General features: G+C 65.7%; 20 protein-coding genes. 8 read left to right on the top strand and 12 right to left on the bottom strand.

Annotated features, from left to right (window positions below):
- Positions 1-134: 134 nt before the first annotated feature.
- From AB433_RS07495 to AB433_RS07450, 10 genes are read right to left on the bottom strand one after another with little or no spacing between them, the layout of a single operon-like run.
- Positions 135-644 carry an ASCH domain-containing protein gene (locus AB433_RS07495; protein ID WP_053059043.1) on the bottom strand — a complete coding sequence of 170 codons (510 nt, stop codon included), beginning with the start codon at positions 642-644 and terminating at the stop codon, positions 135-137.
- The gene (locus tag AB433_RS07490) at positions 644-1,939 is read right to left on the bottom strand and encodes a CHC2 zinc finger domain-containing protein (protein ID WP_053059042.1); all 1,296 of its coding nucleotides are present in this window, start codon (positions 1,937-1,939) and stop codon (positions 644-646) included. The genes AB433_RS07495 and AB433_RS07490 overlap by 1 nt, the downstream gene beginning before the upstream one ends.
- Positions 1,936-2,256, bottom strand: coding sequence for a hypothetical protein (locus tag AB433_RS20785; RefSeq protein WP_047820547.1), 321 nt, complete (start codon positions 2,254-2,256; stop codon positions 1,936-1,938). The genes AB433_RS07490 and AB433_RS20785 overlap by 4 nt, the downstream gene beginning before the upstream one ends.
- A complete protein-coding gene (locus AB433_RS07480) occupies positions 2,250-2,666 on the bottom strand; it encodes a LexA family protein (RefSeq protein WP_156170726.1) in 417 nt (138 codons plus the stop codon). The genes AB433_RS20785 and AB433_RS07480 overlap by 7 nt, the downstream gene beginning before the upstream one ends.
- Before the next feature lie 4 nt (positions 2,667-2,670).
- Complete coding sequence (gene dnaN, locus AB433_RS07475; protein WP_047820545.1) at positions 2,671-4,080, bottom strand: DNA polymerase III subunit beta; 1,410 nt, start codon at positions 4,078-4,080, stop codon at positions 2,671-2,673.
- On the bottom strand, positions 4,077-4,352 hold the full coding sequence (locus tag AB433_RS07470; protein ID WP_047820544.1) for a hypothetical protein: 276 nt from the start codon (positions 4,350-4,352) through the stop codon (positions 4,077-4,079). The genes dnaN and AB433_RS07470 overlap by 4 nt, the downstream gene beginning before the upstream one ends.
- Positions 4,349-4,726 (bottom strand): hypothetical protein, encoded by a 378-nt coding sequence (locus tag AB433_RS07465; RefSeq protein ID WP_047820543.1) that lies wholly within the window; start codon positions 4,724-4,726, stop codon positions 4,349-4,351. Before AB433_RS07465 ends, AB433_RS07470 begins: the two co-directional genes overlap by 4 nt.
- A complete protein-coding gene (locus AB433_RS07460) occupies positions 4,723-5,046 on the bottom strand; it encodes a hypothetical protein (RefSeq protein WP_047820542.1) in 324 nt (107 codons plus the stop codon). The genes AB433_RS07465 and AB433_RS07460 overlap by 4 nt, the downstream gene beginning before the upstream one ends.
- Before the next feature lie 55 nt (positions 5,047-5,101).
- Positions 5,102-5,602, bottom strand: coding sequence for a hypothetical protein (locus tag AB433_RS07455; RefSeq protein ID WP_047820541.1), 501 nt, complete (start codon positions 5,600-5,602; stop codon positions 5,102-5,104).
- Positions 5,599-6,144 (bottom strand): hypothetical protein, encoded by a 546-nt coding sequence (locus AB433_RS07450; protein WP_047820540.1) that lies wholly within the window; start codon positions 6,142-6,144, stop codon positions 5,599-5,601. Before AB433_RS07450 ends, AB433_RS07455 begins: the two co-directional genes overlap by 4 nt.
- 18 nt (positions 6,145-6,162) lie before the next feature.
- Between AB433_RS07450 and AB433_RS07445 the strand changes: the two genes are divergently transcribed.
- Complete coding sequence (locus AB433_RS07445; protein ID WP_047820539.1) at positions 6,163-6,522, top strand: hypothetical protein; 360 nt, start codon at positions 6,163-6,165, stop codon at positions 6,520-6,522.
- A 95-nt stretch (positions 6,523-6,617) separates the two neighbouring features.
- On the opposite strand, the gene AB433_RS20440 is transcribed toward AB433_RS07445, so the two are convergent.
- Both AB433_RS20440 and AB433_RS07440 read right to left on the bottom strand, forming a co-directional pair.
- Complete coding sequence (locus AB433_RS20440) at positions 6,618-6,797, bottom strand: hypothetical protein (protein WP_156170724.1); 180 nt, start codon at positions 6,795-6,797, stop codon at positions 6,618-6,620.
- Entirely contained in the window at positions 6,794-7,000 is a 207-nt protein-coding gene (locus AB433_RS07440; RefSeq protein ID WP_082134830.1) for a helix-turn-helix domain-containing protein, read from the bottom strand. The genes AB433_RS20440 and AB433_RS07440 overlap by 4 nt, the downstream gene beginning before the upstream one ends.
- Between AB433_RS07440 and AB433_RS07435 the strand changes: the two genes are divergently transcribed.
- The 7 genes from AB433_RS07435 to AB433_RS07405 all read left to right on the top strand — a co-directional run bounded on the left by AB433_RS07435 (position 6,999) and on the right by AB433_RS07405 (position 10,185).
- On the top strand, positions 6,999-7,757 hold the full coding sequence (locus AB433_RS07435) for a LexA family transcriptional regulator (protein ID WP_082134829.1): 759 nt from the start codon (positions 6,999-7,001) through the stop codon (positions 7,755-7,757). The genes AB433_RS07440 and AB433_RS07435 overlap by 2 nt on opposite strands.
- A complete protein-coding gene (locus AB433_RS07430) occupies positions 7,758-7,985 on the top strand; it encodes a hypothetical protein (protein ID WP_156170723.1) in 228 nt (75 codons plus the stop codon).
- Positions 7,978-8,295: a hypothetical protein gene (locus AB433_RS07425; protein WP_156170722.1), complete on the top strand. Its 318-nt coding sequence runs from the start codon at positions 7,978-7,980 to the stop codon at positions 8,293-8,295. The genes AB433_RS07430 and AB433_RS07425 overlap by 8 nt, the downstream gene beginning before the upstream one ends.
- A 3-nt stretch (positions 8,296-8,298) precedes the next feature.
- Positions 8,299-8,682 carry an HIRAN domain-containing protein gene (locus tag AB433_RS07420; protein WP_082134828.1) on the top strand — a complete coding sequence of 128 codons (384 nt, stop codon included), beginning with the start codon at positions 8,299-8,301 and terminating at the stop codon, positions 8,680-8,682.
- 92 nt (positions 8,683-8,774) lie between these two features.
- Entirely contained in the window at positions 8,775-9,041 is a 267-nt protein-coding gene (locus tag AB433_RS07415; RefSeq protein WP_047820534.1) for a hypothetical protein, read from the top strand.
- Positions 9,041-9,502 carry a hypothetical protein gene (locus AB433_RS20780; protein ID WP_047820533.1) on the top strand — a complete coding sequence of 154 codons (462 nt, stop codon included), beginning with the start codon at positions 9,041-9,043 and terminating at the stop codon, positions 9,500-9,502. The genes AB433_RS07415 and AB433_RS20780 overlap by 1 nt, the downstream gene beginning before the upstream one ends.
- Positions 9,499-10,185, top strand: a complete 687-nt coding sequence (locus AB433_RS07405; protein WP_047820532.1) for an MT-A70 family methyltransferase — start codon at positions 9,499-9,501, stop codon at positions 10,183-10,185. The genes AB433_RS20780 and AB433_RS07405 overlap by 4 nt, the downstream gene beginning before the upstream one ends.
- The last annotated feature ends 34 nt before the right edge of the window (positions 10,186-10,219 follow it).

Raw genomic sequence — 10,219 nt, 5'->3', positions numbered from 1 at the left:
ATGAAATGCCCTGCCGTTTGGAACCATGTTACCGTCAGCCACGACCGCGGTCTCACCTGTCATGGGATCGGTGAATTCGGTCCCGGCCGGGACGACGATTATGGGAAAACTGCTGAGCGGATTTAGCTGGTTGCTCACTGCACCCGCTCCCCATCGAAAAGCGAGGACTGCGACCTTGCCCCTCGGCCCGACAGACAATCCGGCCACGACCGCATCCAAGGCAGGGGCTCGCGAAGGTTCGACGCATCGGCCTCTGACCAGCGAAATGCGCCCAGCTGGCCCACGCTGGGAATCGGCTCACATGCCACCGGATCGATCAGCGTCAGCGCCCATGGACCGAAAAACCACGGGCTGTCGCTATCCTTGACCACGCCGGTGATTCCCACCGAGCCGATGATCCCGCCGCGAACAAGATGGCAAGGCACCGGGCAGACGATGCCAAGCGTCCGCAACATGAACCCGCTGGCTGCCTCGAATTCGTCGCGCGTCATCCCCGTCGCCGCGTGAACCGCCAGACGGTCATGTTTGTCCATGCCGCCCATCGTGATCGCCCGCTTCACGCGGTTCTCTACGTCTTTGCCGCCATGGATGATCGCCCATGCCCACGGTTGCCGAACCGAAATCGCAAACTCCGGTAAATCCATCAAACCAGCTCCCTTGCAGCATCGTTGAAATCCATCCCCGGCGGGGCGCGCATCGCGTTGACGGGGCCTGCCCCGACGCGGCGCCAGCCCTTGACGAACAGCTCGCCGCAGACCCGCGCGCGCTCTGCGCCGCTGATCGCGCGGCGCGCGTAGGGACCGCGCCGGGTTTCCTGCACCAGCTCGCCCTGAAACTGCCCGGTCTCGCGATCCTTGCGCCCGCGCAGCGGGGCCATGTCCGAATCGATCAGGCCCGTCACAGCGCCGCGATGGCCCGGTACCGTGAAACAGGGCCGCTCCGGATCGGGCCGGATATCGTGCAGCGTCCACACCCGCTCGCCGCCATACTTGCTGCGCGCGAAGGCCAAGCCGCCCTGCAGGTTGTCCAGGCTCAGCGTCGCCACGCCCACCGCGTCGCCGTCCGCGCCGCCGATATACATGCCCGACAGCACCGTCTCGTTCCCCTCACCCACCCACAGGTGCGCTCCGGGGCGATAGGGACCTATGATCACTGCGCCTTGCCCCACCGGGCCCAGCATCCGGCGCTTGGGCAGCCACGGGTCGGCATCGTCAGGCTTGGCCCACGGCTTGCGCCGCCGCATCGTGCCCTCACCATCGGGCGACAGGTACGTCACATGCACCCCGATCACCCGCCACGTCAGCGCGCCATCCGCCATGCCGGGCAGCACCACATCCGCGACCACCGCCGGCGCCACCGGGCCTTTCATCGGATCGTCCCCCTCGCGCCACAGCGCGCAGGGGCATTCGGACAGGTATCGGTACGCCGCCAGTCGCGCATCGGTCACCGCCCCGGCGGGCACGCCGCGCCCCAGCAGATACCGCCGCACCGGCCCGTCCTCGCGCCGCGCCTGCCGCCATATCCAGCGGCCCATCGCGACCGGATCGATCATCGGCGGACCACGCCGCTGCCGCACCGGACCCGGATTGCGCGCCCGCTGCACCGGCGCCGCATCGCCGCCGATGCCTGCCCCATGCGAAATCCCGGCCTCCACCTCGCAGCGCGCCAGCGCCTCGGCAAAGGGTACCTGAAACGTGTCCTGCACGAATTTCACGACATCGCCGTGCCATTGGCAGCCATAGCAATGGGCCTGCCCTTCCTCGGCATAAACGGCCAGACTGGTCGACGTGCTGCCATGAAACGGGCACTGCCCCCGCCGCTGCCGCGACGTGGCCGTGCCTGACAGCTTGACGGTGCGCTCGATCACATCCGCGATCGGCAACCGCGCCTTCACCGCATCGATCCGCGCGCGGATGGTATCGCCGGAATCGCCGGTCACCCCACCCTCCGCAATTCGTCCAGCGCGATCGCGGCGTCGGCGGCGGACCGGGTCCAGCTGAGCCCCTCGCGCCCGCGCATCCACGCAATCAGCTCTTCCGCCGAAGGATCGCCCGGCATCGCCACCACCAGAGGCGCCTGTAACACCGCGCGCATCCTGTCGGCCTGCCGCATCGCCAGCGACAGGTCCGCCGTCGGCCCGTGGCCCGAAAATTCCAGCATCCGGTCAGCCAGCGCCCGCAACTCGCGCGCCTGCCGCTGCACCGCCGCACGCGACGGCAGGATCGGCCCGGCATCCATCACCACGGGGCTCACCATGTCAGCCCCCATGACGCCATGTCTCGGCGGACCGACCCGTCGCGACAGGTGCAGGCATCGACGCGGCACCCGCAATAGGTGCACGGCGCGGCCCGCCCGCGCAGCACGGTCGGCATCGGCGGATCGGCCCGCAGCGTCTGTCCCGTCCGCGCCTCGCTGTTGCCTTCCAGCACCCGCCCGCTGATATTCAGGCGAATGGTCCGCTGCTTGCGGCTTCCGCCCCGCGCGATGAACCCCTTGTCTTCCAGCGCCCGCAACAGGTCCGACACATGCGATTCCCCGCTCGACCGAAGATGCTCCGCGATCTCGCTGTTTTTCGGACAACGCCCGTCGGTCTGCCGTTCCAGAAAGCGCAGCACCTTGCGCTCCACCGGCGTAAGCCTGTCGGTCGAGAGGGAAACCGCGTCCACCGGGTCAGACCTTCATCGGCATCAGCACTTGCAGCAGCCGCGTGCCGTCGTCGGACGTCACCGCCTCCACCAGCACCGGCCCCGCCGCATCGTCGCCGAACGTCATGCGCACGTCGTCGCTGGCGATCGCGGTCAGCGCCTGCCGCCAGAACTCGCTGTTAAAGCCCACCGCAATCGGGCGGCCTTCGTAAACGACGGTCAGGTCCTCGCTGCCGCCGCCCAGCCCTGCCACCACGACAGAAACGGTCGCAACATCGTCCGCCGCCGCGAACCGCACCGCACGGCTCTTGCTGTCGGTCAACGCGGCAATGCGCTGGATCGCGGACAGCAGGGCCGCGCGCGGCAGGGTCACTTTCGCCGGATCATCCACCGCGACGATGCCGCTGAAGATCCGCGCGTATTCGGGAAACGTGCCGTCCACGCACTTGCTGACCACCACCACCTCGCCCCCGTCGGCGGCGGGCATGGCATAACGCAGCAGGTCGCTGTTCAACCCGCGCTCGATCTCCACCTCGGGCACATGGTCCGAATTCTCGCCGGTCTTCACCGCCTGCCCCAGCAACTTTTCCAGCAGCGTCACGGTCCGGCGCGGCACGATGGTATCGGGCAGCCGCATCGCGCCTTCGGGCACGTCCAGCGACAGGCGGGCAAGACGGCTGCCGTCGGTCGCAACCATGCGCAGTTCGGATGCCGCGCCCTGCTCCTGCCACAGGTGCCAGAACACGCCGTTCAGGTAATAGCGCGTCTCTTCGGTGCTGACCGCATGGGCCACCCGCGCGAAGGCATCGTCCAGCGCCGAACAGGCCATCGCGAAATCCACCGCCTCGCCGATCGGCGGGACGGCGGGAAAGTCGGCCGCCGGCAGGCAGTCGATCCGGAACCGCGCCCGCCCCGACGTGATCGTCACCTGCCCGGTATATGTTTCGGTCAGATCGTCGGGCGCGCCATCGTCGGTTTCCAGCGCCAGCGTCACCATCGCATCGGGATCGAACCCTTTCAGTATCTTTTCCAGCGCCTTGCCCGGCATCGCCACGGCAAACCCGCGCACCGTTGCCGCCCAGTCGTCACCGCTCGGCCCGTCCCGGTCGTTGCTGGCCAGCGACCGCGAAACCCAGCAGTCCAGGTCGGTCGCGGTGACTAATATGGATCCATCACGCACTTGAAACTCGACATGGCTCAGGATCGGGATTTCGGTGCGCCCGGGCACCAGCCCCGCCACGTCCTTCACCGCCGCATGCAAGGTACCGGCCCGCACCCGCACCGCCCGCTTCCGGGTATCGCGGGGTTTTACTTCTGCCCTACCGCTCCGCTGCTTGATGGCGTCATCGTCTGCCCTACCGCTTCGCTGCTTGAGGGCGTGGGTCACATCCACCGGCCCATCACCGGTATCGATCTTGACGGTTGTCTCGCTCATGATGGCTGGTTCTCCGGTTCCACCCGGTGCAGCCCCTGCCCGATCACCGCGATCAGGCCGTCAAGGCGATGCACCTCGATCCGCAATTCGAATGCCTCGACCAGACCCGCGTCGTCGGCATCGCCGCCCAGCTTGTGCAGCCGCTCGCGGTGCTTCCCCAGCTGCGCCAGAATGGCCTGCCGCTCGGCCAGCACCTCGGCGCTGTCAGGCCGGTCACCCTCGCCCGCAAAGACCTGCGCCGGATGCGCCGCCATCACGCCCTCGCCGCTCATGGCCGGTTCTCGTCATCGAACAACGCGATCGCGCGGCGCAGCACGTCGTCCAGCGCCTCGGCTTCCTCGCTGGCGAACGTCACGCCGTGTACGGTCACCCGCGCGGCCTCGGCCCCGGCTGCGCGCAGGCCGCGCGCGACTTCGTCGGTCAACTCGCACGCCCGGTGAAACGACATCGGCACCGCTTCCAGCAAGCCTTCGCGCACCACCTCGATCACGATGCGCGCCGGGTTCCAGACGGCCACCGCCATCACGTTCCAGTCGCGACTGCCAACCGGAAACGCACTCACCGTCTGCGACGGGCGCGCACCCATCGGCGGCAACGCGCGACAGGTCAGGCCCTGCGCCGCGATGAAATCCGCCGCCGCGATCATGACCGCACCCCGGCAGCCATACCGGCAACCCACGGACGGTCGGTCCGCACCACGATATAGGCGGGCCCGCCGTTGCGCTTGCCGATGTAATGCGCGCGCAACATGCCGCGCTCGTCATATTGCCGCACCAGCAGGATCATCGCCGCCGTCGTCGCCTGCCGCAGTGTCGGGCGTACATCGCACAGCCGCGCATAGGTGATCCGCGCCCCGGCCTGCGCCGCCATCAGCCATTTCGTCAGGTCGGCGGGCGTCAACACCTGCGCATCGCGGGCATTCGTCGCCCCGCGCGGTGCCGCCCCCTGTTCCTCTACCCTTGCCATGAAATTCCCCATCATCGATCCCGTTGAACCTCTGCCTCGCGAAACAACCGGCGCGTCAGGATGAATCGGGATCGTCGCGCTCCATCGCGGCGCGGCACTGGCGGACCACGTCCTCCAGCTGGTCCAGCTCGCGGCACATGTCGGCCCGGGCATTGTCCGACATCGCGGCGCAGGTGGCGGACAGGTTGTGCCCCGCCATCTGCGCCATCACGTCGGCGCTTTCGGCGGCAAGACGCGCCATCCAGTCGCCCAGATCGAAATCGTCGGATCGCGGATCGGCATGGCAATCCAGCGACAACCCCTGCGCCCGCGCCAGAGCGCGGGTGATATGCGGCGCACCCGGTGCCCCGGCGCTCAGCGCCTCCACCTTGCGCACGATATCCAGCGGCATGAAACTACGCGTGCTGGTCGACCCGTAATCGGAAATCACCGACTGCGTGCGCCCGACTTCCTCACCGACGAAAACCTGCCCGCCCGCCGCGCGCACCGCATCGGCGGTGGCCAGCTTCAGCGCCTTTTCCTCGGGCGAAAGGCGAACCGTGCGATCGGTCGTCATGCCGCCACCCGCTGCGGGCACCGCGCATCGCGGCATTGCCGCACGGCAGGGTCGTCCAGCGACAGGTCACACCCGCCGCAGCGTCCCGTGCCCGCTATCAAGCTTAACCCATGCGCGAAAAGGCCCCCCGAACCCGGCGGATTGGTAGTCGGTCTGGGTTCGGGGGGCCGACCAGCGGCAGCGTGACGGCCACTACCATCGGCATTTTCGTATTCGCTTTGCATGCACAGGTCCGCCGAACCCGGTATGTTGGGGGCCTCCACGGGCCCGGCGGACCGACCGATGGCGGAGTTGAGGCCACCGCCATCGGCGCAATCGTTCACATCGGGCCCCGCCGCCTCGCGATCCGGCTCGCCATCCGCCGTGTCTCCGATATCGGGCCCGATATCCGGCAGCGCATAATCGGGCGACGGATCGCCATCGGGGCTGATACCGCTGACCCTGTGAATGAACTCGCCAACTTCCGCTGGAATCCCACCATCGACCCGTCCGTCGGGGGCGTTGCCATCGCCTCCGGCTTCGGCCACCGTACGATCGGTCAAATCGCTGACGGAGGAAGAATGGCTATCATTAACAAGGACGAGGCCCGGATCGCAATTCGCGAAGATGGTCGCATCGTTTTCGAAGTGCCTTTGGATGGCCGCAGACGAAAGATTGTCTTTGAACCAGACGCCGCCCTGCAGTTTGGTACCGTTCTTGCCAACGCGGGCTTCGACGCGATGCCGAAGGACCCCGGCTTGCCCACCGTCACCGACCTTCACCTCAAACCCTTTGACGATAGCGGCATGGCTGCCTTGCGGCTGACCCTGAAAGACTTCGGGGGACCCGCCGCATTCCTGATCGACGCGCACCATCTACTTGCTCTTTCCGAGGCGGCACGCGGTGCCTTGGAACTCGCGCAACCGGGCGGGCGTGCCTAATATTTCGCGGGAGTCGACAGGTCCAATGATCTCGACCCATTGCCCGTTAAGAAATCTCCGCCAGCCCGAAGGACTCGGCAATGCAAAGCCATCGGTCATTCCCCCAACTCCCGATCGTTCCGCCAGTCCCAGGGCACCCACCTCTCGCCATCCCACCGTTCGGACGGTCGCCCGTCGCAGTGGAAACGAGAGCGCGGGACGAAAGTGGCGTTATGAATGGGGCGCGGGCTGACAGGCTTGCCGCCCGAAACGGGCTTGATGTGATGCTCGATCATGCGGCAGCACCTTCCTCAGATACCCACGCTTGCATCGGAATCTCTCCGTTGGTGTGTCTCTCGATGAGAGCCGCAACCTCTAGTGTCGGGCGCATTTTGCCCTGCCGGATGCGATTTACGATCGATCGATCCTTGCCGATCACGACGGCAAGGTCCGCGTCGCTGATCTTGTTGCGTTCCATGTAGGCTGCGAGCATTGTCATGATGCAGCGTTATTGTGCAAGAAGTGCACATTCGTCAAGCCCGCAATGTGCAAAATATGCGCACGACATTTTTGTGCGTGAGTTGCACAGAGGCGCGGTGGACACTGAATGGATCAAAAAGCGAAAGCGCGAACTCGGCGTGACCGATGCCTCACTTGCTGCCGCGCTGGGCGTTGAACGCTCGGTCGCGAACAAGATTGTGAATGGCAAAGTCGACATGAACGCCCGCCGCGCCGACGCGGTTGCAGACCTGTTGCAAGTGTCGCGTGACGAAGTGCTTTTTCGCGCTGGCATCACGACGTCCGTTCCCCCGCCGATGCCTTCTTCACCTGCAACCGACACCGGCGAGGTCGTACAGATACAGAAGCTGGACCTTTCACTCTCAATGGGGTCAGGGACGTTGATTGACGGCTATGTAGAGGCAGAACCCGTCAACTTCGATCTGGCCTTTATCCGTGCGATCACCCGATCCCCGTCAAACAATCTCCGTCTCGTTACCGGGATCGGCGACAGCATGTATCCAACCCTGAACTGGGGCGATGCCATCATGATCGACATCGCGGATCGCCAGCTGGCGCGGCAGGACGGCATCTACTGGATCGACCTTTACGGCGCTGCTGGCATCAAACGTCTTCGCACCGTCGGGCGCGACCGCATTCTCGTCATCTCGGACAACCCGGCAATGGCCGATCAAGAGGTTGATGCGGGGGACTTGCGCATCGAAGGCCGCGCCATCTGGGTGGCAAGGGGCTTGTAGATGCGCGGAAAATCATTGGCTGAGCGGATGGCCGAACCGGTCACCAAATCTGATCTTGCTGGCGTTCTCGCTGACATGGTCGTCGCCATGCGCGATATTCAGATCGCGCTTCTCGGCGTACAGATCGACGACAGGGAAGTGCTCAAAAGACAGATCGACGAAATCGGCAAGCGGGCGGACGCCATGTGGACTCGATATAAAGCCATGACGGGGCAGGACGATGATTGAACCCACCCCTGTCGACCTTACGTTCATGCGGTTGCAGCTGGCCGAAAAGGATAGGCAGATTGCGGACTTGAAAGGCGGTGGGGGAGATGGCACATTCGATGGTATGGACCACCGCGTTTCCCGTCTCGAACACCGCCTCGACAAGCTGGGTGACGGTTTGGGAGAGGTTGAGGTCAAACTCGCCACCTTGAACGAGAAGGTGTCCCATCTTCCGAGCAAGAGCTACATCGACACCCGGCTCCTTATCATGCTGGCGGTGATCGCTGCTCTCGTTGCCTTTGCCGACAAAATTCAGGCATTCTTCGGTTAGCCTTTGACCCTTCCGCAGATGTCCCTCGCCGTCGTTGGGATCGATTACCCCAACCGGCGCGGTCCTGGCCGACGCTTCGAACTCTCTCTGTGCTCGCCCGGCGAACCGGTCGAACTGCGCCGGGAACCTGAAAACCCGGCTGACCCGCGCGCCGTTGCCGTGTTCAGTGCACGCGGCATTCAGATCGGCTATCTGACTGCCGAACGCTGCGGCCGCATCGGCGCCCTCATAGCGTCAGGCGTCGAAGTGCGCGCCATCTTTCAGGGTATCGGCCCTACGGCGGCTTGGGTGCGCGCAGCATTCCACGGCGAATCGCCCGATTTGCCCCTGCCTCCCCCAACTGATCCAGCATCCCAAAGTCGGGAATTTTGGCCCGACGAGGATTAGTCGGACGCCTGGATGTGCATTTGATGCACTTTGAGACTTGATCATGGTGTGCAATTAGTGCACATACCCCTGCGTCCATCAGGGAGAAACCCATGCTCGAAACCAAGGCAGCCTTCCCGTACCCCGGCAGCACCGGCTATCTGAAGCCGCAGGGCGACCCGGTCCGCATCATCCAGCGCCGCGCCGATGGACGCCTGCTCGTTCAGAAGCTGTCGCCGGTCCAGCATCTGGCCCCCGCCTCAAGTAGCGCAGCGGTAGGCGGAGCAAGCCGCACCTTAACCGCGCCCGCCGCAGACGTCTGCGAACGCCAGATCGACGCCATCGAGACCCGCGCCCAGCAACGTCGGCGCGCCGCGTGATGAACATTTACGCTCAAGTAGCCGAAGGCGGTAGCGCTGCCGAAATCGCCGCCCGCGAATACCGCCTGCGCCGCAAGACCGCGCAGCAACAGGTCGCCGCCAACCGCATCACACCCGCCCGGGCAGAGGCGCTGCTACGCCCGTGGACGGCCATTGCGGTCCTCTCGGGCGCGGACTTGCCCGAACTGGCGGACGTGCTGGCCCGCGACTTCGATCCGCAGGGCCGTGACCGCACGACCCGGCTGCTCGTCGCCCGTGATATCTGCCCTCGCGCCAAATGGATCGCCGAACTCGCCAACGCCCGCGATCGCGGCATAGAGGCGGCGGAACGCAATACCGAAAACGTCGAGCGTGCCCGGGGCCTGCAGGCCCTCGCCCGTCACTTCGCCTGCGACCCTGCCGGCAAACACCACCTGCCGGGGTATCAACCCCTACCCTCTTCCGAGCGGCAAGCCGCATGATCGAGCAGCGCCCCAATGGAGGCTACGGCCTGATCTATGCCGACCCGCCGTGGGCATTCAACACCCACGATGGCCGCCGCCGCACGCCTACGCAGAAGACCTTCCGCGAAGCGGAAGACCACTATCCGACCATGAGCGTCGAGGAAATGTCCGCCCTCCCGGTGGCCGATCTGGCGGCGAAGGATGCCGTGCTGGCCATGTGGCTCGTCGGCAGCCACCTCGACGTCGCGTTCGATCTCGCCGCCGCGTGGGGTTTCGACCGCTTCGTGACCGACCTGTTTTACTGGGCAAAGCAAAAGCTGATCCACGCCCAGCAGGTCGACATGTTCACCGGCGACATTGCGCCGCTGCCGATGTCGATGGGCTACTTCTCGCGCAAGCAGATCGAACCGTGCTGGCTGTTCCGGCGCGGCAAGGGCCTGCCGGTCCGGGCGCACGACGTCCGCCAGCTAATCGTCGCTCCGCGCCGCGAACACAGCCGCAAACCGCCAGAGGCGGCAGAACGCCTCGAACGCATGTTCGGCAACGTCCCCCGCGTCGAACTCTTCGCCCGCGAACCCCGCCCCGGTTGGGCTGCGTGGGGCAACGAGACCGACAAGTTCGCCGCCCCGGCCTCAAGCAGCGCAGCGATAGGCCAGAACGAAGCGGCCAAAATCATCCCGCAACCGGAGATTGCCGCATGAACTTTGCGCAAACCTATTGGCGCGAACTGCTCGT

Source organism: Croceicoccus naphthovorans, from assembly GCF_001028705.1.
Lineage (GTDB): Bacteria > Pseudomonadota > Alphaproteobacteria > Sphingomonadales > Sphingomonadaceae > Croceicoccus > Croceicoccus naphthovorans.
This window is presented reverse-complemented; position numbering and strand designations above follow the sequence as displayed.

What these genes read in the sequence shown, in the direction of transcription:
- AB433_RS07495 (WP_053059043.1), bottom strand. Translation starts at nt 644, where the DNA reads ATGGATTTACCGGAGTTTGCGATTTCGGTTCGGCAACCGTGGGCATGG.
- AB433_RS20785 (WP_047820547.1), bottom strand. Translation starts at nt 2,256, where the DNA reads ATGGTGAGCCCCGTGGTGATGGATGCCGGGCCGATCCTGCCGTCGCGT.
- dnaN (WP_047820545.1), bottom strand. Translation starts at nt 4,080, where the DNA reads ATGAGCGAGACAACCGTCAAGATCGATACCGGTGATGGGCCGGTGGAT.
- AB433_RS07470 (WP_047820544.1), bottom strand. Translation starts at nt 4,352, where the DNA reads ATGAGCGGCGAGGGCGTGATGGCGGCGCATCCGGCGCAGGTCTTTGCG.
- AB433_RS07465 (WP_047820543.1), bottom strand. Translation starts at nt 4,726, where the DNA reads ATGATCGCGGCGGCGGATTTCATCGCGGCGCAGGGCCTGACCTGTCGC.
- AB433_RS07460 (WP_047820542.1), bottom strand. Translation starts at nt 5,046, where the DNA reads ATGGCAAGGGTAGAGGAACAGGGGGCGGCACCGCGCGGGGCGACGAAT.
- AB433_RS07455 (WP_047820541.1), bottom strand. Translation starts at nt 5,602, where the DNA reads ATGACGACCGATCGCACGGTTCGCCTTTCGCCCGAGGAAAAGGCGCTG.
- AB433_RS07445 (WP_047820539.1), top strand. Translation starts at nt 6,163, where the DNA reads ATGGCTATCATTAACAAGGACGAGGCCCGGATCGCAATTCGCGAAGAT.
- AB433_RS20440 (WP_156170724.1), bottom strand. Translation starts at nt 6,797, where the DNA reads ATGATCGAGCATCACATCAAGCCCGTTTCGGGCGGCAAGCCTGTCAGC.
- AB433_RS07435 (WP_082134829.1), top strand. Translation starts at nt 6,999, where the DNA reads ATGATGCAGCGTTATTGTGCAAGAAGTGCACATTCGTCAAGCCCGCAA.
- AB433_RS07440 (WP_082134830.1), bottom strand. Translation starts at nt 7,000, where the DNA reads ATGACAATGCTCGCAGCCTACATGGAACGCAACAAGATCAGCGACGCG.
- AB433_RS07430 (WP_156170723.1), top strand. Translation starts at nt 7,758, where the DNA reads ATGCGCGGAAAATCATTGGCTGAGCGGATGGCCGAACCGGTCACCAAA.
- AB433_RS07425 (WP_156170722.1), top strand. Translation starts at nt 7,978, where the DNA reads ATGATTGAACCCACCCCTGTCGACCTTACGTTCATGCGGTTGCAGCTG.
- AB433_RS07415 (WP_047820534.1), top strand. Translation starts at nt 8,775, where the DNA reads ATGCTCGAAACCAAGGCAGCCTTCCCGTACCCCGGCAGCACCGGCTAT.
- AB433_RS20780 (WP_047820533.1), top strand. Translation starts at nt 9,041, where the DNA reads ATGAACATTTACGCTCAAGTAGCCGAAGGCGGTAGCGCTGCCGAAATC.
- AB433_RS07405 (WP_047820532.1), top strand. Translation starts at nt 9,499, where the DNA reads ATGATCGAGCAGCGCCCCAATGGAGGCTACGGCCTGATCTATGCCGAC.